This is a genomic window from Pseudomonas sp. RU47 (assembly GCF_004011755.1).
Lineage (GTDB): Bacteria > Pseudomonadota > Gammaproteobacteria > Pseudomonadales > Pseudomonadaceae > Aquipseudomonas.
In genome coordinates this window covers 4847776-4866233 of sequence record NZ_CP022411.1, presented here as the reverse complement: position 1 = coordinate 4866233, position 18458 = coordinate 4847776, and the positions used below count along the sequence as shown (strand labels likewise).

At 58.9% G+C, this 18458-nt stretch carries 22 protein-coding genes; 21 read left to right on the top strand and 1 reads right to left on the bottom strand.

The window, feature by feature from the left end; all coding sequences use genetic code 11:
• The first annotated feature begins 4 nt into the window (after nt 1-4).
• Nucleotides 5-994: a signal peptide peptidase SppA gene (gene sppA / locus CCX46_RS22145; RefSeq protein ID WP_127929336.1), complete on the top strand. Its 990-nt coding sequence runs from the start codon at nt 5-7 to the stop codon at nt 992-994.
• Nucleotides 995-1080: 86 nt separating this feature from the next.
• On the opposite strand, the gene CCX46_RS22140 is transcribed toward sppA, so the two are convergent.
• Nucleotides 1081-1659 (bottom strand): Maf family protein, encoded by a 579-nt coding sequence (locus CCX46_RS22140; protein WP_127929335.1) that lies wholly within the window; start codon nt 1657-1659, stop codon nt 1081-1083.
• 105 nt (nt 1660-1764) lie between these two features.
• Between CCX46_RS22140 and CCX46_RS22135 the strand changes: the two genes are divergently transcribed.
• The 20 genes from CCX46_RS22135 (at nt 1765) to CCX46_RS22040 (ending at nt 18386) form a co-directional block, all read left to right on the top strand.
• The gene (locus CCX46_RS22135) at nt 1765-2292 is read left to right on the top strand and encodes a YceD family protein (protein ID WP_038364482.1); all 528 of its coding nucleotides are present in this window, start codon (nt 1765-1767) and stop codon (nt 2290-2292) included.
• A 13-nt stretch (nt 2293-2305) separates the two neighbouring features.
• Nucleotides 2306-2488 carry a 50S ribosomal protein L32 gene (rpmF, locus tag CCX46_RS22130; RefSeq protein WP_003179396.1) on the top strand — a complete coding sequence of 61 codons (183 nt, stop codon included), beginning with the start codon at nt 2306-2308 and terminating at the stop codon, nt 2486-2488.
• Between the two features lie 4 nt (nt 2489-2492).
• Nucleotides 2493-3503 (top strand): phosphate acyltransferase PlsX, encoded by a 1011-nt coding sequence (gene plsX, locus CCX46_RS22125; RefSeq protein ID WP_127929334.1) that lies wholly within the window; start codon nt 2493-2495, stop codon nt 3501-3503.
• A gap of 123 nt (nt 3504-3626) precedes the next feature.
• Nucleotides 3627-4565, top strand: a complete 939-nt coding sequence (gene fabD, locus CCX46_RS22120) for an ACP S-malonyltransferase (protein ID WP_038364480.1) — start codon at nt 3627-3629, stop codon at nt 4563-4565.
• Between the two features lie 16 nt (nt 4566-4581).
• The gene (gene fabG / locus CCX46_RS22115; protein ID WP_034155354.1) at nt 4582-5325 is read left to right on the top strand and encodes a 3-oxoacyl-ACP reductase FabG; all 744 of its coding nucleotides are present in this window, start codon (nt 4582-4584) and stop codon (nt 5323-5325) included.
• A gap of 196 nt (nt 5326-5521) precedes the next feature.
• Nucleotides 5522-5758, top strand: a complete 237-nt coding sequence (acpP, locus tag CCX46_RS22110) for an acyl carrier protein (protein ID WP_003175607.1) — start codon at nt 5522-5524, stop codon at nt 5756-5758.
• Between the two features lie 108 nt (nt 5759-5866).
• Complete coding sequence (fabF, locus tag CCX46_RS22105) at nt 5867-7111, top strand: beta-ketoacyl-ACP synthase II (RefSeq protein WP_064120373.1); 1245 nt, start codon at nt 5867-5869, stop codon at nt 7109-7111.
• Complete coding sequence (pabC, locus tag CCX46_RS22100; protein ID WP_127929333.1) at nt 7111-7926, top strand: aminodeoxychorismate lyase; 816 nt, start codon at nt 7111-7113, stop codon at nt 7924-7926. Before fabF ends, pabC begins: the two co-directional genes overlap by 1 nt.
• A 2-nt stretch (nt 7927-7928) precedes the next feature.
• Complete coding sequence (mltG, locus tag CCX46_RS22095; protein ID WP_127929332.1) at nt 7929-9110, top strand: endolytic transglycosylase MltG; 1182 nt, start codon at nt 7929-7931, stop codon at nt 9108-9110.
• A 19-nt stretch (nt 9111-9129) separates the two neighbouring features.
• Nucleotides 9130-9762, top strand: a complete 633-nt coding sequence (gene tmk, locus CCX46_RS22090) for a dTMP kinase (RefSeq protein WP_127929331.1) — start codon at nt 9130-9132, stop codon at nt 9760-9762.
• Complete coding sequence (locus CCX46_RS22085; protein ID WP_127929330.1) at nt 9755-10738, top strand: DNA polymerase III subunit delta'; 984 nt, start codon at nt 9755-9757, stop codon at nt 10736-10738. Before tmk ends, CCX46_RS22085 begins: the two co-directional genes overlap by 8 nt.
• Before the next feature lie 42 nt (nt 10739-10780).
• The gene (locus tag CCX46_RS22080) at nt 10781-11137 is read left to right on the top strand and encodes a PilZ domain-containing protein (RefSeq protein WP_064120368.1); all 357 of its coding nucleotides are present in this window, start codon (nt 10781-10783) and stop codon (nt 11135-11137) included.
• Between the two features lie 14 nt (nt 11138-11151).
• On the top strand, nt 11152-11943 hold the full coding sequence (locus tag CCX46_RS22075; RefSeq protein ID WP_008086260.1) for a TatD family hydrolase: 792 nt from the start codon (nt 11152-11154) through the stop codon (nt 11941-11943).
• A 351-nt stretch (nt 11944-12294) separates the two neighbouring features.
• A complete protein-coding gene (locus CCX46_RS22070; protein WP_007908276.1) occupies nt 12295-12933 on the top strand; it encodes a TetR/AcrR family transcriptional regulator in 639 nt (212 codons plus the stop codon).
• 137 nt (nt 12934-13070) lie between these two features.
• Nucleotides 13071-14039, top strand: a complete 969-nt coding sequence (locus CCX46_RS22065; protein WP_034155348.1) for a GTP 3',8-cyclase MoaA — start codon at nt 13071-13073, stop codon at nt 14037-14039.
• 170 nt (nt 14040-14209) lie between these two features.
• The gene (locus CCX46_RS22060; protein ID WP_007908280.1) at nt 14210-14815 is read left to right on the top strand and encodes a DUF4823 domain-containing protein; all 606 of its coding nucleotides are present in this window, start codon (nt 14210-14212) and stop codon (nt 14813-14815) included.
• A 15-nt stretch (nt 14816-14830) separates the two neighbouring features.
• Nucleotides 14831-15391 carry a DUF1285 domain-containing protein gene (locus CCX46_RS22055; protein ID WP_053122580.1) on the top strand — a complete coding sequence of 187 codons (561 nt, stop codon included), beginning with the start codon at nt 14831-14833 and terminating at the stop codon, nt 15389-15391.
• 177 nt (nt 15392-15568) lie between these two features.
• On the top strand, nt 15569-16285 hold the full coding sequence (locus tag CCX46_RS22050) for a FadR/GntR family transcriptional regulator (protein WP_127929329.1): 717 nt from the start codon (nt 15569-15571) through the stop codon (nt 16283-16285).
• 135 nt (nt 16286-16420) lie between these two features.
• Nucleotides 16421-17296 (top strand): SMP-30/gluconolactonase/LRE family protein, encoded by an 876-nt coding sequence (locus CCX46_RS22045; RefSeq protein ID WP_127929328.1) that lies wholly within the window; start codon nt 16421-16423, stop codon nt 17294-17296.
• Nucleotides 17297-17567: 271 nt separating this feature from the next.
• Nucleotides 17568-18386 (top strand): SDR family oxidoreductase, encoded by an 819-nt coding sequence (locus CCX46_RS22040; protein ID WP_127929327.1) that lies wholly within the window; start codon nt 17568-17570, stop codon nt 18384-18386.
• Nucleotides 18387-18458 lie beyond the last annotated feature (72 nt).

The following is an 18458-nucleotide window of genomic DNA, read 5'->3' as shown; positions in this document are numbered from 1 at the left end:
TGGCATGACCGACGAATGGAAAGCACCGGCCAAGGCAAGTGCCGACGACGGTGATCAGAAAAGCTGGAAGCTGTTGGAAAAGACGCTGCTGGCCGGTGTTCAGGAGCAGCGGCGTTCACGCCGCTGGGGGATTTTCTTCAAGCTGCTGACCTTTGTTTATCTGTTTGTGGCGCTGATTTTGTTCACGCCGCTGATGGACATGGAAAAGAGCGCTACTCGCGGGCCTAACTACACCGCGTTGATCGACGTCACCGGCATGATCGCCGACAAGGAGCCGGCCAGCGCCGACAACATCGTCGGCAGCCTGCGCGCGGCGTTCGAGGACAAGAAGGTCAAGGGCGTTATCCTGCGGATCAACAGTCCTGGCGGTAGTCCGGTGCAGTCGGGTTATGTGTATGACGAGATCAAGCGTCTGCGCGGCCTGCATCCGGAGATCAAGCTGTATGCGGTGATTTCCGATCTCGGTGCGTCCGGTGCCTATTACATCGCCAGTGCGGCGGATCAAATCTACGCCGACAAGGCCAGTCTGGTCGGTTCGATTGGTGTGACGGCGGCCGGTTACGGTTTTGTCGGCACCATGGAAAAACTGGGTGTTGAGCGCCGCACTTACACCTCAGGTGAGCACAAGTCGTTCCTTGATCCGTTCCAGCCACAGAAGCCTGAGGAGACGGCGTTCTGGCAGAGCGTGCTCGACACGACGCACAAGCAGTTCATCAACAGCGTCAAGCAGGGTCGTGGCGATCGTCTGAAAGACAAGGATCATCCAGAGCTGTTCTCCGGGCTGGTCTGGTCGGGCGAGCAGGCGCTGCCGCTGGGTCTGATCGATGGTCTGGGCAATGCCAGTTCGGTGGCGCGGGACGTGATTGGCGAGAAAGAGTTGGTGGATTTCACCGTTCAAGAATCGCCGTTCGATCGCTTCTCGAAGAAGCTCGGTGCCAGCGTGGCAGAGCAATTGGCGATGTGGATGGGTTTCCACGGGCCTTCGTTGCGCTGATTCGTTGTAAAGATCAAAAGATCGCAGCCTGCGGCAGCGCCTACAGAGATCGATGTAGGAGCTGCCGCAGGCTGCGATCTTTTACTTTAAGGGATCTGCACGCCTTCAACCAGTAGCATGTCGATCAGGCGAATCAGCGGCAGGCCGATCAGGCTGGTGGCATCAGGGCCTTCGGTAGATTGAAACAGGCTCACACCGAGGCCTTCCGCCTTGAAGCTGCCTGCGCAGTCGTAAGGCTGTTCAATGCGCAAATAGCGTTCGATGCTTGCCTGATCCAGTGTGCGCATGTGGACCGTGAACGGCACGCAATCGACCTGGCACTGGCCGGTCTGACTGTTAAGCAGCGCAAGGCCGGTCAGGAATGTCACGCTGGCGCCACTGGCGGCCATCAGTTGCTCGCGAGCCTTCTCGAAGGTATGCGGCTTGCCGATGATCTGTTCGCCGAGGACGGCTACCTGATCCGAGCCGATAATCAGATGAGCGGGATGGCTGTCAGCCAGCGCCCGGGCTTTTTGCTCGGCAAGGCGTTTCACCAGTTCGATGGCAGGCTCGCCCGGGCGATGACTTTCATCGATATCCGGCGAGCTGCAGACGAACGGCAGGTGCAGGCGGGCGAGCAATTCCCGACGATAGGTCGAGCTTGAAGCGAGTAATAAAGGCAGCATTCGCGTCTCCTGAGGCAGGTGCGAATTCTAGCGGAGGCACGCAAGTGACGGACAGGGCACAATTTCCTTTGACATGGGTGGGTGCATCCCTATAATGCTGCGCCTATGTTGAATGACCCGATTCCACCTCACGTTGACCCGCGCAAATTGGCTGACCGTGGCACCACCCTTCAAGGTGAACTGCTGCTGGCCGATTTGAAGAGACTCTGCGACCCGCTTTCCGACGATGTCGGTACGGTGCAGGCGAAATTCGTTTTTGAACGAGATGAACGTAAATCTGTGGTGATCCACAGCTTTATCGACACCGAGGTCAAAATGGTTTGCCAGCGTTGTCTTGAGCTGGTCACCCTGCCGATCCACAGCGAATGCAGTTACGCTGTAGTGAAGGAGGGTGCGAATACCCAGTCGTTACCGAAAGGTTATGACGTGCTGGAACTGGGCGAAGATCCATTGGATCTGCAGTCACTGGTCGAAGAAGAGCTTTTGCTCGCTTTGCCTATTGTGCCTGCTCATCATCCGGAAGAATGCCAGCAACCGGCGGGAGCAGATGAGCCCGAACCGAGCGAGGACGAGGTAACGCGGTCCAACCCGTTCAGTGTATTGGCGCAGTTAAAGCGTGACCCAAACGTTTAGGAGTTAATCAATTATGGCTGTTCAGCAGAACAAAAAATCCCGCTCTGCCCGTGACATGCGCCGTTCGCACGACGCTCTCGAGGCTAGCACCCTGTCTGTAGAAAAAACCACTGGTGAAGTTCACCTGCGTCACCACGTATCGCCAGAAGGCGTATACCGTGGCCGTAAAGTGATCGACAAGGGCGCTGACGAGTAATCACTTGTCCGCTCAAGTCATCGCGATTGACGCAATGGGCGGGGACTTCGGTCCCCGCAGCATTGTTCAGGCCAGCCTTGCTTGCCTGTCTGCTACGCCCTCGCTGCATCTGACCCTCGTCGGTCAAACCTCCCTTCTTGAAGAATTGATCAACGGCCAATCGGCTGCCGATCGCGCGCGCCTGACGATTGTTGCGGCCAGCGAAGTCATCACCATGGACGAAAAGCCGACCCAGGCCTTGCGCGGCAAGCCGGACTCGTCGATGCGTGTCGCCCTGGAGCTGGTGCGTGATGGCAAGGCGCAAGCGTGCGTCAGTGCCGGCAATACCGGTGCGTTGATGGCGCTGTCGCGGTTTGTGCTGAAGACGTTGCCGGGTATCGATCGCCCGGCGATGGTGGCGGCGATTCCGACGCAAAAGGGTTTTTGTCAGTTGCTCGATCTGGGCGCCAATGTCGATTGCAGCGCCGAGCATCTGCTGCAGTTTGCGGTGATGGGTTCGGTGGCGGCGCAGACGCTGGGCATCCATCGCCCGCGCGTGGCACTGTTGAACATCGGCACCGAAGACATCAAGGGTAATCAGCAGGTCAAACTGGCCGCGACGCTGTTGCAGGCTGCGCGTGGCATCAACTACATCGGCTTCATCGAAGGCGACGGTTTGTATCGTGGCGAGGCCGATGTCGTGGTGTGTGACGGTTTCGTCGGCAACATCCTGCTCAAGTCCAGCGAAGGCCTGGCGACGATGATTGCTGCGCGCATTGAGGCGCTGTTCAAAAAGAATCTGGCCTCCCGTGCAGTGGGGGCTTTGGCGTTGCCTTTGATGAAGCGTTTGCAGGCGGATCTGGCGCCGGCGCGACATAACGGCGCAAGCTTCCTCGGTTTGCAGGGCATCGTCGTGAAAAGTCACGGTTCGGCTGGGGTTCAGGGCTTTCAGAGTGCTATTTCGCGTGCGCTGATCGAGATTCAGGAAAATCTTCCTGAGCGCCTCCACGGTCGTCTGGAGGATTTGTTGTCTTAGGCGTTTTCGTCGGACAATGCTTAAATGTGACCGCCCGGTTCAAAGGGCCATCCAACTGTCAGTTTCTTGCGTCCCCCAGTGGGGCGTCATTTTCCGACGACAAGATCATTAGGGGCTTGTTACATGTCTGCTTCCCTCGCATTCGTCTTTCCAGGACAAGGTTCGCAGTCCCTCGGCATGCTGGCCGAGCTGGGCGCGGAATATCCGTTGATCCTCGAAACTTTCAAAGAAGCCTCTGAGGCTCTGGGTTATGACCTGTGGGCACTGACCCAGCAGGGCCCGGAAGAGCAGCTTAATCAAACCGATAAAACCCAACCGGCCATTCTGACCGCTTCGATCGCCCTGTGGCGTCTGTGGCTGGCTGAAGGCGGTGCGCGTCCGGCCTTTGTTGCCGGTCACAGCCTGGGTGAATACAGCGCGCTGGTCGCTGCCGGCAGCCTGACACTGGCTGACGCAGTCAAGCTCGTTGAGCGCCGCGGTCAGTTGATGCAGGAAGCGGTTCCGGCCGGGCAGGGCGGTATGGCTGCCATTCTCGGTCTGGAAGATGCCGACGTGCTGGCAGCTTGCGCTGAAGCTGCACAAGGTGAAGTGGTCAGCGCCGTTAACTTCAACTCGCCTGGCCAGGTGGTGATTGCCGGTGCCAAGGCTGCGGTCGAGCGCGCCATCGAAGGCTGCAAGGCGCGTGGTGCCAAGCGTGCCATGCCGTTGCCGGTGAGCGTGCCGTCGCATTGCGAGCTGATGCGTCCGGCGGCCGAGCGTTTTGCCGAGTCCATCGCTGCCATCGACTGGCAGGCGCCGCAGATCCCGGTCGTACAGAACGTCAGCGCGCAAGTGCCGGCTGATCTGGAAACCCTCAAGCGTGATCTGCTCGAACAACTCTACAAGCCCGTGCGCTGGGTCGAGTCGGTACAGACTCTGGCTGCCAAGGGCGCGACCAATCTGGTCGAATGCGGCCCGGGTAAAGTCCTGGCCGGTCTGAACAAGCGTTGCGCCGAAGGCGTGGCGACTTCCAACCTCAATACCCCAGACGCTTTCGCTGCCGCCCGTGCAGCGCAAGCCTGAATCAGGAGAAACTTGCATGAGTCTGCAAGGTAAAGTTGCACTGGTCACCGGTGCAAGCCGCGGTATCGGCCAGGCCATCGCACTGGAACTGGGTCGTCAGGGCGCCATCGTTATTGGCACCGCGACTTCCGCTTCGGGCGCTGAGCGCATTGCCGCGACCCTGAAGGAGAATGGTATTCAGGGCGCCGGTTTCGAACTCAACGTCACCAGCGATGAATCGGTCAGCGCCGTGCTGGCCGGCATTCAGGAACAGTTCGGTGCGCCAGTGGCGATCCTGGTCAATAATGCCGGCATCACCCGCGATAACCTGATGATGCGCATGAAAGACGACGAGTGGTACGACGTGATCGATACCAACCTGAACAGTCTGTATCGCCTGTCCAAGGGCGTTCTGCGCGGCATGACCAAGGCGCGTTGGGGCCGAATTATCAGTATTGGCTCGGTGGTGGGTGCCATGGGCAACGCAGGCCAAGTAAACTATGCAGCCGCCAAGGCCGGTCTGGAAGGTTTCAGCCGTGCAATGGCGCGTGAAGTCGGTTCGCGTTCGATTACGGTCAACTCGGTAACCCCAGGGTTTATCGACACCGATATGACGCGCGAGCTGCCTGAAGCACAGCGTGAAGCCTTGCAGACGCAGATTCCGCTGGGTCGTCTGGGACAAGCTCAAGAGATCGCGTCTGTGGTCGCTTTTCTTGCATCCGACGGTGCGGCATACGTCACTGGGGCTACAATCCCGGTGAACGGTGGGATGTACATGTAAGTAAAATGTGACGGATTGCTTCAAAAAAATGTCATACGAGCTGTCTAAAATCCGTTATAAAGCTGCAATCTATTTATAGGCAGAGGGCTGCAGGGTTTGAGGAGTGAAGCTTTCAGTTGAAAAACTGAAAAGTCTTTCTATACACTTACCCACTGGCCAGCTGCCTGAATTTGTCCATTAGGAGTGAAAACAAGGTATGAGCACCATCGAAGAGCGCGTCAAGAAAATCGTTGCCGAGCAACTGGGTGTTAAAGAAGAAGAAGTGGTCAACACCGCTTCCTTCGTAGAAGACCTGGGTGCCGACTCCCTTGACACCGTTGAGCTGGTGATGGCTCTGGAAGAGGAATTCGAGACCGAAATCCCTGACGAAGAAGCTGAGAAGATCACTACTGTACAAGCTGCAATCGACTACGTTACTAGCCACCAGGCGTAATAGTTTGTAATCGTTGTTTGCTGTCATGGAAAAACCGCACTGCCATCATGGCGTGCGGTTTTTTCTTTAGGCCTGATGCAAAATCGTCATTTGAAAAAGGAGAGTGCTGTGTCGCGTAGACGCGTCGTAGTCACCGGTATGGGTATGTTGTCGCCACTGGGCACGGATGTGCCGAGCAGTTGGCAGGGCATTCTGGCTGGCCGCAGTGGCATTGGTCTGATCGAACACACCGACCTTTCTGCCTATTCCACCCGCTTTGGCGGCTCGGTAAAGGGCTTCAATGTCGAGGAATACCTGTCGGTCAAGGAAGCGCGCAAGCTCGACCTGTTCATTCAGTACGGTCTCGCTGCCGGCTTTCAAGCCGTGCGCAATGCCGGTCTGGAAGTCACCGACGCCAACCGTGAACGCATTGGCGTGGCCATGGGTTCGGGGATCGGCGGTCTGACCAACATCGAAGAAACCAGCCGTACCCTGCATGAGACGGGCCCGCGTCGAATTTCGCCATTCTTCGTGCCAGGCTCGATCATCAATATGATTTCCGGTTTCCTGTCCATCCACCTGGGAGCACAGGGACCTAACTACGCCATCGCCACCGCGTGTACCACCGGCACGCACTGCATCGGCATGGCGGCGCGCAACATCATGTACGACGAAGCCGACGTGATGATTGCCGGCGGTGCCGAAATGGCCGCGTGCGGTCTGGGCATGGGCGGCTTCGGTGCGTCCCGTGCGCTGTCGACCCGCAACGATGAGCCGACTCGCGCCAGCCGTCCGTGGGACAAGGGCCGTGACGGTTTCGTCTTGTCCGACGGTGCCGGCGCACTGGTTCTCGAAGAGCTGGAACACGCCAAGGCACGCGGTGCGACCATCTACGCCGAGCTGATCGGCTTCGGTACCAGCGGCGATGCGTTCCACATGACCTCGCCTCCTGCCGACGGCGCCGGTGCTGCACGCTGCATCACCAATGCGTTGCGCGATGCGAAGATCAACGTCGATCAAGTGCAGTACATCAACGCCCACGGTACTTCGACCCCGGCCGGCGACCTCGCCGAAGCCAACGCGATCAAGTCGGTGTTCGGTGAGCACGCCTACAAGCTGGCAGTCAGCTCGACCAAGTCGATGACCGGTCACCTGTTGGGTGCTGCGGGCGCGGTCGAAGCGATCTTCAGCGTGCTGGCGATCAACAGTCAGGTTGCACCGCCGACCATCAACCTCGATGAGCCGGACGAAGGCTGCGATCTCGATTTCGTGCCGCACACTGCGCGCAACATGGACATCGATGTCGTGCTGTCCAACTCCTTCGGGTTTGGCGGCACCAACGGCACTCTGGCGTTCCGTCGGTTCGCAGGCTGATGGACTGCTGGGTCGACGGTCAACCGGCTGACGCTCTGTCGCTGAAAGATCGCGGCCTGGCTTACGGCGATGGTCTGTTCGAGACCATCGCCGTGCGTGGCGGCCAGCCGATCCTGCTGGATCGACACCTGACGCGCCTGGCCGATGGCTGCTCGCGTCTGGCCATCGCGACGGATATCGAACTGATCCGCCATGAGCTGCTGAACTACGCGGCAGCGATGGGCGAGGGCGTGCTCAAACTCATCCTCACTCGTGGCGACGGTTTGCGTGGTTATGCTGCCGATCCGGCGGCGCCGGGCCGACGCATTCTGCAAGGCAATCCTCCTGCGGCTTATCCTGCTGCTCATGCTGAACAAGGCGTTCGCCTGTTCCCGTGCAGCACCCGCCTGGCGAAACAGCCATTACTTGCTGGACTCAAACACCTCAATCGCCTTGAACAGGTTCTCGCCCGTGCCGAATGGCAGGACAGCGAGCACGCCGAGGGCTTGATGCTCGATCAGGCCGGTCGCGTCATTGAAGGGGTATTCAGCAACCTGTTCGTCGTGCGCGACGGCGTGTTGATTACGCCTGATCTGAAACGCTGCGGTGTCGCCGGTGTGATGCGCGCCGAAATATTGTTTCAGGCCGAGTCACTGGCCATCCCCACGCAGATCGCCGACATCAGCCTCGAACAGCTGCAATGGGCCGATGAAGTGTTTGTCTGCAACAGCGTGTATGGCGTCTGGCCGGTACGCGCCTGTGCTGCACTGAGCTGGCCGGTTGGCCCGCTCACCCGTAAACTGCAAACCATTGCCCGCGCCCTATTGGATGCCTGATTTTGAGACGTAAACTTTTGCTGCTGCTGGAAACCGGACTGGTTCTGGCAGGGCTGTTGATGGGCGCCAGCGCCTGGAAGATTCACAGTGCACTGGAACAGCCTCTGAACATCACGCAGGAAGAACTGCTGGATGTGCCGAAAGGCTCTACACCAACCCGGACTTTCCTTTCACTCGAAACGGATGGCGTCATCAAGGACGCGTTCTGGCTGCGGGTGTATTGGCGCTTCAACCTCGCTGGCACGCCGATCCACAGCGGTGAATACCGCATGCAGCCAGGCATGACCGTTAACGGTCTGATCGACTTGTGGAAGCGTGGCGATGTGGTTCAGTACAGCCTGACCCTGGTTGAAGGCTGGAACTTCCATCAAGTGCGCGCGGCGTTGGCCAAGGATGACAAGGTCGAGCAGACCCTGAACGGTTTGAGCGACAGCGACGTCATGGCGAAGATTGGTCATAAAGGGTTGTTCCCGGAAGGCCGTTTCTTCCCCGATACCTACCGTTTCGTGCGTGGCATGTCTGATGCCGAGTTGCTGAAGAAAGCCTTTGACCGCCTCGATGAAGTTCTGGCGAAAGAATGGGAAAGTCGTTCCTCCGATGTGCCGTACACCGAACCTTATCAAGCGCTGATCATGGCTTCGCTGGTCGAGAAGGAAACCGGTGTGCCGCAGGAGCGCGGGCAGATCGCCGGTGTCTTCGTGCGTCGCATGGCCTTGGGGATGCAGTTGCAGACCGATCCGACCGTCATCTATGGCCTGGGCGATCGCTACACCGGCAAGTTGACCCGCGCACACCTGAAGGAGCCGACGGCGTATAACACCTACGTGATTCCCGGCTTGCCACCGACGCCGATTGCGATGGTCGGTCGGGAGGCGATTCACGCAGCGCTGAATCCGGTCGAAGGTACCAGCCTGTACTTCGTAGCACGTGGCGACGGCAGCCATGTCTTCTCTGATGATCTCGATGCGCATAACAATGCAGTGCGTGAGTATCAGCTCAAGCGCCGCGCGGATTACCGTTCCAGCCCAGCGCCGGCGGTAGCGCCTGAAGCGGCTCCGGCGACGGAAGAAGCGATTCCAGGTGCATCACCGGATACGGCGCCGGAAGCGTTGCCGCAGGTTCCAGCTCAGGAGCCTGCGCCGACCCCGGCACCGGAAGCCGCCGCCCCACAAAACACGCAATGACTTTGATTAAGGACTGCCTGTGACTGGCTTGTTTATTACGCTGGAAGGCCCGGAAGGCGCCGGCAAAAGCACCAACCGCGAATACCTCGCCGAGCGCCTGCGCGCCGCCGGTATCGAAGTGGTGCTGACTCGTGAGCCTGGCGGTACGCCGCTGGCCGAGCGAATCCGTGACGTGCTGCTGGCCCCGGCCGACGAAGTCATGAACCCGGATGCCGAGCTGTTGCTGGTGTTCGCTGCACGCGCCCAGCACCTGGCCGAAGTGATTCGCCCGGCGCTGGCCCGTGGTGCGGTGGTACTGTGCGATCGCTTCACCGATTCGACTTATGCCTATCAGGGCGGTGGTCGCGGTTTGTCGCTGGAGCGTATCGCCACGCTGGAAACCTTTGTACAGGGTGACCTGCGCCCGGACCTGACGCTGATTTTCGATCTGCCGGTGGAAATCGGCCTGGCCCGCGCCAGTGCCCGTGGACGTCTGGACCGTTTCGAGCTGGAAGGTCGGGCGTTTTTCGAGGCTGTGCGTAGTGCCTTCCTCAAGCGTGCTGAAGCGGATCCTGCGCGTTATGTGCGCATCGATGCCGGTCAGCCATTGGTCAAGGTTCAACAATCGCTGGATACCCTGATTCCGAATTTGCTGGAGCTGGCCCGTGGCTGAGGCCTACCCGTGGCAGGACAGCCTCTGGCAGCAACTGGCCGGGCGTAAGCAGCACGCGCACGCCTATCTGCTGCACGGCCCGGCAGGCATCGGCAAGCGCGCGTTGGCCGAACGGTTGATGGCCAGCCTGCTTTGCCAGCGGCCGACGCCGGACGCGTGCGGCGAGTGCAAATCCTGCCTGCTGCTCAAGGCCGGTAGTCACCCGGATAATTACATCCTCGAACCTGAAGAAGCCGACAAAGCCATCAAGGTTGATCAGGTGCGCGATCTGGTCAGCTTCGTGGTGCAGACCGCGCAACTGGGCGGGCGCAAAGTGGTGCTGATCGAGCCGGTCGAGGCGATGAATATCAACGCTGCCAATGCCTTGCTGAAAAGCCTTGAAGAACCGTCCGGCGATACGGTTTTGCTGTTGGTCAGCCATCAGACCAGCCGTTTGCTGCCGACGATCAAGAGCCGCTGCGTGCAGCAGGCCTGTCCATTGCCGGGCGAGGCGATGAGCTTGCAATGGCTGGCTCAGGCTTTGCCGGATTGCTCCGAAGACGAGCGTGTCGAACTGCTGACGCTGGCCGCCGGATCGCCGCTGATGGCGGTCAGTCTGCAGTCTCAGGGCGTGCGCGAGCAGCGTGCGCAAGTGGTCGAAGGCGTTAAGAAGTTGCTCAAACAGCAGCAATCGCCAACGCAACTGGCCGAAGAATGGAAAAGCATTCCGATGCTGCGTCTGTTTGACTGGTTCTGCGATTGGTCGAGCCTGATCCTGCGTTATCAATTGACGCAGGATGAAGCGGGTCTTGGTTTGACCGACATGCGTAAAGTCGTGCAGTACCTGGCGCAGAAAAGTGCGCAAGGCAAAGTCCTCGAGATTCAGGACTGGATCCTCGCCCAGCGCCAGAAAGTCATGAGCAAGGCCAACCTCAATCCGGCGCTGTTGCTTGAAGCATTGTTGGTGCAATGGGCGGGATTGCCTGGTCAAAGATAAGAATGTGTACCTAGACTCTGAGCATCAGCAGTGGAGGTGAGCATGAATGAATCTGTCAGCCCGGGCCCGCGCAACGGCATTTTGTCTCTGACCATCAAAGACAAGTCGGTGCTTTACGCCGCTTACATGCCGTTCATCAAGAACGGTGGCTTGTTCATCCCGACCAACAAGAGCTACAAGTTGGGCGACGAGGTGTTCATGCTGCTCAACCTGATGGATGAGGCCGAGAAGATTCCGGTTGCCGGCAAAGTCACCTGGATCACTCCCAAAGGTGCGCAAGGCAACCGCGCCGCCGGTGTCGGCGTGCAGTTCAACGATGGTGACAACACCGCGCGCAGTCGCATCGAAACCCATCTGGCCGGAGCCCTCAAGTCCGACCGTCCCACTCATACGATGTAAGTAGCCGTCTTTTTATGCTCGTAGATTCCCATTGTCACCTTGATCGCCTCGACCTCGCCGCCCATGACGGTTCGCTGGATGCCGCACTTGATGCAGCCCGGCAGCGCGGAGTAGGGCACTTCCTGTGCATCGGCGTCAGCGCCGACAACGCCGCCGACGTCAAAGCCCTGGCTGAGCGTTATGACGACGTTGATTGTTCGGTTGGCGTGCATCCGCTGGATGTACAGCCGGGCGCTGCGCCTGCGCTGGATTGGCTGTTGCATGAACTCAATCACCCGAAAGTGGTGGCGATCGGTGAAACCGGTCTGGACTATCACTACGAGCCCGAAGCCGCCGAATTGCAGCAGGAGTCGTTCCGCTTGCACCTGCAAGCGGCGCAGCAGACCGGCAAACCGGTGATCATCCACACCCGTGGCGCCCGTGCCGACACCCTTGAATTGCTGCGCGAAGCGGCGTTGCCTCAGGCCGGTGTACTGCATTGTTTCACCGAAGACTGGGACATGGCCAAAGCGGCACTGGACATGGGTTATTACATTTCCCTGTCGGGTATCGTCACCTTCCGCAATGCCGATGCGTTGCGTGATGTCGCGAGCAAAGTCCCGGCGGATCGCCTGCTGGTGGAAACCGACTCGCCGTATCTGGCGCCGATTCCTTATCGCGGCAAGCCTAACCTGCCGCAGTACGTGCGCGAAGTCGCGGAATTCCTGGCGATGCTGCGCGGTGAGAACTACGAGCGTTTTGCCGAACAGACCACCGAGAACTTCAAGCGGCTGTTCCCGCTGGCGAGTGTTAAATCTGCCCTGTAAGCGCTAGCCAAATCGCAGGCAAAAAAAACCCGGGTTCTGGGGGGTGAATCCGGGTTAAGACCATTAGGAGTAAAACAAAGGCACGCGGTCCCTTGGTACCTTTATCGGCGCGACACTTGGGGGAGATGTCGCCCGACAGTTCAAGTATTGATCAGTCTGGCGTGCAGTCCAGTTAGCCGGTCGGGGTTTTTAAACAAATTTGGAATACGTTCGCTTCAGTTGAGTTCTCATTGCGCCCAAAACGTTCTCAAAATGAACAAGAAACACAGATATGGTCGGATGATCCGTGCATTTTTGCGCAAGTTAGGCATAATACGCGGCTTCGAATTTTGACCCTTCAGACCTTTTCTTATGCACAAAGAACCTCGTAAGGTCCGTGAGTTTCGTCGCCGCGAGCAAGAAATTCTCGATACCGCGCTCAAGCTGTTCCTCGACCAAGGTGAAGACAGTGTCACCGTCGAGATGATTGCTGATGCCGTGGGTATCGGCAAAGGCACGATCTATAAGCACTTCAAATCCAAGGCCGAGATCTATCTGCGCCTGATGCTCGATTACGAGCGCGATTTGAACGAGCTGCTGCATTCGGCCGATGTCGACAAGGACAAGGAAGCGTTGTCCCGCGCCTACTTCGAATTCCGCATGCGCGACCCGCAGCGTTATCGACTGTTCGACCGCCTCGAAGAGAAGGTGGTCAAGGGCAATCAGGTGCCGGAAATGGTCGAGGAGCTGCACAAGATCCGTGCCTCGAACTTCGAACGCCTGACCCTGCTGATCAAGGGCCGCATCAGCGAGGGCAAGCTCGAAGACGTGCCGCCGTACTTCCACTACTGCGCGTCCTGGGCGCTGGTGCACGGCGCTGTGGCGCTGTATCACTCGCCGTTCTGGAGCAATGTGCTGGAAGATCAGGAAGGTTTCTTCCAGTTCCTGATGGACATCGGCGTGCGCATGGGCAACAAGCGCAAGCGCGATCCGGAAACGCCAAGCAGCTGAGCCATTCAGCTGTTTTATTGCGCCATGATTTCGCTACATGTCGCAGTACCGCAGGAATATACTCAGGCATAGGGCTTGCTAAAACTTGATTTGTGAGTCAAGTTTTAGCGGCTCGAAATTCTTTCGCCGGAGTGATCATGATCGTTGACCGTCAAGGCAGGCGTTTTCGCAATTTGCGCATCAGCCTGACCTCAGCCTGCAATTACGCGTGTACTTACTGCGTGCCCAACGGCAAGCGGCTGGTGGCTGCGCAGGATGAACTGTCGGCCGAAGCCATGGCCCGCGGCGTGGCGTATCTGATCGAAGCCGCCGGCATCGAACGGCTGCGCATTACTGGCGGCGAGCCGCTGGTCAGCCCCAAACTCGAATCGTTCATGACCGCCGTCGGCAAGATGGGCCTGGACGACATCAGCCTGACCACCAACGGTCAACTCCTCGCGAAAAAACTGCCGCTGCTGGTGGATGCCGGTCTGCGCCGGATCAACGTGTCCCTCGATACCCTCGACGCCGGCGCGTTCCGCAGCATCGCCCGAGGCGGCGATCTGGCCACTGTGCTCGATGGCATGGATCAGGCGAAAGCGGCGGGGATGAAGATCAAGGTCAATATGGTGCCATTGCGCGGGCAGAACCTTGATCAAGTCATGCCGCTGCTCGATTACTGCCTGGAACGCGGATACGAACTGCGCTTCATCGAGTTAATGCGCATGGGACATCTGGCCAAGGACAACAATGCGTTCCTACAACAGTTTGTCAGCCTGCAGCAGTTGCTGGAGCTGATTGGCGAACGCTACGAGTACGCGCAAACCGATGCCCCCGTAGATGCCACCGCCGTGCGCTATGCGATTCCCGGCCTGGGCAACTTTGGTGTGATCGCCAACGAAAGCGTACCGTTCTGCCGGACGTGCTCACGGTTGCGCCTGTCGTCGACCGGTTGGCTGCATGGCTGCCTGTCGTCGAGCAACCGTCACTATGTCGGCGATCTGCTCGACAAGCCGCGCCATCAGGCGTTGCCAGCGCTGCAGCGTTTGCTGGTCAAAGCGTTGGGCGACAAGCAGGAAGTGGCGTTCTCTGGCGGCGCAACAGTCATGAAAATTATCGGCGGCTGATCAACCGCTTTCGCGAGCAGGCTCGCTCCCACCTTGGAATGTATTCCCCCTGTGGGAGCGAGCTTGCTCGCGAATACGATTTAACCATCAACAAATTTCTTGAGCTGGCGCAAAAGCTGCATCCAACGGCCATTCGCCGGTTTTCCGTCACCGGCCTCTGGAGGAATAGGATGCGTAGCCTGGTTTTGCTGCTGGCCGTTTTGGCGCTTGGCGGCTGTATGACTGTCAGCGATATGGCCGAAGGCACTCGCTATCAGATGAGCGACGCAGGCTTGCTGGATCACAGCGACAGCCGCCGCGTGAACAACTTCCGCATTCAGCCGGACTCGTTCATCTACATCGCCCAAGGCGCGTTCGCACCGCCGGGTGGTTCTTACCCGCGCCCGAATGTGGTGGCTGAAGAAGCTTTCAAAGGTTTCGTCGAATATTTTCCTATGGTTCGCCGCGCCCGCGCTCCCGAGGGACTCGATCAGGCGATGGGCGAAGCTCGCGATGCCGGTGCGCACTATCTGCTGTACACGCGTTTCGCCAAGGCTGACGACCGCATCGGCAACTCCGATGAGTGGCTCGATGAAGAAGCGGTGGATCGCCTCGGCATCGACGGCGGCGTGATTCAGATCATGTTGATCGAGACCAGCACCCAGTATTTGATTGATACTGCACGGATCAAGAGTCGTGGCGGTTTACTGACGTTCCACGACAGCAAGCCCGAAGACCTGATCGGCCCGCCGCTGGCACAGTACGCGCGCAGCCTGTTGGGAGTCGGCGACCAATAATTCAAGGAGAACGCCATGAGTGGCCCGCAAAAAGCCAATGACCTGTTGGGACAGATCCCGAAAACCAAAGGCTTGCCGCCGGTGCACTTGTGGAACCCGGACTTCTGCGGCGACATCGACATGCGCATCGCCCGCGACGGCACTTGGTATTACCTGGGCACGCCGATCGGGCGCAAGCCGATGGTCAAGCTGTTCTCGACGATCATGCGCCGCGATGGCGATGACTATTTCCTGATCACCCCGGTCGAGAAGGTCGGGATCAAGGTCGATGATGCGCCGTTTGTGGCGATTGCGGTTGAGGTTGAAGGCGAGGGGGAGGCGCAGTTGTTGCGCTTCACCACCAACGTCGATGAAACCGCCGAGGCCGGGCCTGAGCATCCGATCCGTGTCGAGATTGATCCGACGACGCAGGAGCCTGCGCCTTACGTGCATGTGCGCACCAATCTTGAAGCGCTGATTCATCGCAATGTGTTCTACCAACTGGTGGAACTGGCGGTGAGCCGCGAAATCGACGGGCAGCGTTGGCTTGGCGTGTGGAGCGGCGGCGAGTTCTTCCGCATCGGCCTAGAACCCTGAGACACACATCCCCCCTGTAGGAGTGAGCCTGCTCGCGATAGCGGTGGATCAGTCAATCCTTGTGGTGACTGACACTCCGCAATCGCGAGCAGGCTCACTCCTACAGAGGATTGTCGTTGACAGTTAATCGTATGATGATTAGCTTGAGCACCCATCGCGATCCGCTTTGAGGTGTTCATGTCCAGCAGCTTTCACGCATCCACGGTCGACTGGCTGGGCAGCTGGATCGCCGCTGGCCAGGTCAAACCCGGGCAGACCATCAAGGTCGAGGCCGATCTGGGCGAGCAACTCGGCGTCAGCCGCACGGTCATCCGCGAAGCGATCAAAACCCTCGTCGCCAAAGGCATGCTCGAAGTCGGGCCGAAGGTCGGCACCCGCGTGCTGCCGGTACGGCGCTGGAATCTGTTTGATCCACAAGTGGTCGGTTGGCTGTCGCGCAACGGCTTGCCGGAAAACTTCGTCGATGACTTGCTCGACCTGCGCCGCACCATCGAACCCATGGCCGTGCGCTGGGCTTGCGAGCGGGCGACCCTGGAACAGATCGAAGCGGTGCAACTGGCCTATAACGCCCTTGAGCGTGCGGTCGACAGCGGCATCGATTACAACCGCGCCGATCAGGTCTTCCACGAATGCATTCTCGCCGCCAGCCATAACCAATTCATTGAACAAATGGTCCCGGCGCTCGGCGCGTTGCTCGCTGTGTCGTTTGAAGTTTCTGCGGCCGACCCGGATGAACTGCGCCGCACTTTGCCGATCCACAAAGACATGGCCGACGCCATCGCCGCCCGCGATTCCGCGCGCGGCGTGTGGGCGTGCATGACCCTGATCGACAACGCCGACCTGGCGATCAAACGCTTTTACCCGAAAGTCATGGCCGACAAAAAAGCCAGTTGAATACACCGAAATCCCCTGTAGGAGTGAGCCTGCTCGCGATAGCGTCGTATCAGGCAAAGCAGATTTGACTGATCCACCGCGATCGCGAGCAGGCTCACTCCTACAGAAAATCACAAGAACAATGGAGACCGTTATATGCCGTGGACCGCCCTGACCCAACACCGCGCCCAGCTCGGTGAAGGCCCGTTCTGGGACGCGCCAACCCAGGCGTTGTACTGGGTCGACATTGCCGGCAAACAGGCCCTGCGTCTGATCGGCCAGAACGTGCAGATCTGGCAAATGCCCGAGCATGTCTCCGCGTTCATCCCCTGCGCCAGCGGCGATGCACTGGTGACGCTGAGCAGCGGCGTCTATCGCCTCGATCTCGACTCGCCCGGTCTCGAACCGCGCCTGACGCTATTCTGCGTCGCCGATCCGCAACCCGGCAATCGCCCCAACGAAGCGCGCTGCGATGGCCAGGGTCGTTTGTGGCTCGGCACTATGCAAAACAACATCGGCGAGCAGGGCGAAGACCTGCCGATCACCCGTCGTTCCGGTGGCCTGTTTCGGATCGATCCGGATAAACGCGTCACCCCCTTACTGCGTAATCTGGGAATTCCCAACACGCTGCTGTGGAGCGATGACGGCACCACACTGCTGTTCGGCGACAGTCTCGACAGCACGCTCCATCGCTATTTCATCCACACCGACGGCAATCTCGATGTTGCACAAGTCTGGTACGGCCCCGATCAGCAGGGTGGCCCGGACGGCTCGGCAATGGACGCCGAAGGCTACATCTGGAATGCCCGTTGGGACGGCAGTTGCCTGCTGCGATTAACGCCTGAAGGCAACGTCGATCGCAAAATTGATCTGCCTGTCAGTCGCCCGACCAGTTGTGTGTTCGGTGGGGAAGACCTGAAAACCCTGTTCATCACCAGCGCCAAAAGCCCGCACAACCACCCGCTGGATGGCGCGGTGCTGTCGATGCGTGTGGAGGTTGCAGGAAAACTCTGTACGCGCTTTGCGGATTAAATCCCAAAATATGGGATGCAAAATTATATATTGAGATTATTTGGCGGTCGGGTTTATAGTCGGCTGCAGCAGTAACACGCACTCACACTTAAAAAGAACAAAACAGGTGAAGTGATGCAGCGAATGTCTATCGCACTCCCGTGTGGAGTCCGCGTCTCGCAACGGCCCGAAGCCGTCGGCCGCGCCTGCCTGTTTCGTTCAAATCGCCTTCCAGACCGGACATCGGTAGATGCCCGGTTTTTTTGCGCCTGCGAAACAGGAGTCCTGATCCATGGCTGAACCCCTTTCCCTGCCGTCGGTGCCCGCGCCGCCGAAGGGCGAGCGTCTGAAAAACAAGGTCGTGCTGCTGACCGGTGCTGCGCAAGGCATCGGGGAAGCCATTGTTGCGGCGTTCGCCTCACAGCAAGCGAAACTGGTCATCAGTGATATCCAGGCCGAGAAGGTCGAACAGGTTGCTGCGCACTGGCGTGAACAGGGCTTTGATGTGCAGGCGCTGAAGGCAGATGTCTCGCGTCAGCACGATCTGCACGCCATGGCCAAACGCGCCGTTGAGCTGCACGGGCGCATCGACGTGCTGGTCAATTGCGCCGGGGTCAACGTGTTCTGCGATCCTTTGCAAATGACGGAAGAAGACTGGCATCGCTGTTTCGCCATCGATCTGGACGGTGCGTGGTTCGGCTGCAAAGCGGTGTTGCCGCAGATGATCGAGCAGGGCGTCGGCAGCATCATCAACATCGCCTCGACCCATTCCAGCCACATCATTCCCGGCTGCTTCCCATACCCGGTGGCCAAACACGGTTTGCTCGGTCTGACTCGCGCACTCGGCATCGAATACGCGGCGAAAGGCATTCGCGTCAACGCCATCGCGCCGGGCTATATCGAAACGCAACTGAACGTCGATTACTGGAACGGTTTCGCCGACCCGCACGCCGAACGTCAACGCGCCTTCGATCTGCACCCGCCGAAACGCATCGGTCAGCCACTCGAAGTGGCGATGACTGCGGTTTTTCTGGCCAGTGATGAAGCGCCATTCATCAATGCTTCATGCATCACCATCGATGGTGGGCGCTCGGTGATGTACCACGACTGAGCGCAGTGGCTTTCACGCGGATAAATCCGTTTGCAATCCAATCATCATACGATATGACTATTGTCAGAAGAT

Bases quoted from the DNA above. Each gene is read 5' to 3' on its own strand.
- CCX46_RS22140 (WP_127929335.1), bottom strand. From the start codon at position 1,659: ATGCTGCCTTTATTACTCGCTTCAAGCTCGACCTATCGTCGGGAATTG.
- CCX46_RS22055 (WP_053122580.1), top strand. From the start codon at position 14,831: ATGAGTGGCCCGCAAAAAGCCAATGACCTGTTGGGACAGATCCCGAAA.
- CCX46_RS22070 (WP_007908276.1), top strand. From the start codon at position 12,295: ATGCACAAAGAACCTCGTAAGGTCCGTGAGTTTCGTCGCCGCGAGCAA.
- CCX46_RS22135 (WP_038364482.1), top strand. From the start codon at position 1,765: ATGTTGAATGACCCGATTCCACCTCACGTTGACCCGCGCAAATTGGCT.
- CCX46_RS22040 (WP_127929327.1), top strand. From the start codon at position 17,568: ATGGCTGAACCCCTTTCCCTGCCGTCGGTGCCCGCGCCGCCGAAGGGC.
- pabC (WP_127929333.1), top strand. From the start codon at position 7,111: ATGGACTGCTGGGTCGACGGTCAACCGGCTGACGCTCTGTCGCTGAAA.
- acpP (WP_003175607.1), top strand. From the start codon at position 5,522: ATGAGCACCATCGAAGAGCGCGTCAAGAAAATCGTTGCCGAGCAACTG.
- CCX46_RS22075 (WP_008086260.1), top strand. From the start codon at position 11,152: ATGCTCGTAGATTCCCATTGTCACCTTGATCGCCTCGACCTCGCCGCC.
- CCX46_RS22050 (WP_127929329.1), top strand. From the start codon at position 15,569: ATGTCCAGCAGCTTTCACGCATCCACGGTCGACTGGCTGGGCAGCTGG.
- fabD (WP_038364480.1), top strand. From the start codon at position 3,627: ATGTCTGCTTCCCTCGCATTCGTCTTTCCAGGACAAGGTTCGCAGTCC.
- CCX46_RS22080 (WP_064120368.1), top strand. From the start codon at position 10,781: ATGAATGAATCTGTCAGCCCGGGCCCGCGCAACGGCATTTTGTCTCTG.
- rpmF (WP_003179396.1), top strand. From the start codon at position 2,306: ATGGCTGTTCAGCAGAACAAAAAATCCCGCTCTGCCCGTGACATGCGC.
- sppA (WP_127929336.1), top strand. From the start codon at position 5: ATGACCGACGAATGGAAAGCACCGGCCAAGGCAAGTGCCGACGACGGT.
- CCX46_RS22060 (WP_007908280.1), top strand. From the start codon at position 14,210: ATGCGTAGCCTGGTTTTGCTGCTGGCCGTTTTGGCGCTTGGCGGCTGT.
- fabG (WP_034155354.1), top strand. From the start codon at position 4,582: ATGAGTCTGCAAGGTAAAGTTGCACTGGTCACCGGTGCAAGCCGCGGT.
- CCX46_RS22045 (WP_127929328.1), top strand. From the start codon at position 16,421: ATGCCGTGGACCGCCCTGACCCAACACCGCGCCCAGCTCGGTGAAGGC.
- CCX46_RS22065 (WP_034155348.1), top strand. From the start codon at position 13,071: ATGATCGTTGACCGTCAAGGCAGGCGTTTTCGCAATTTGCGCATCAGC.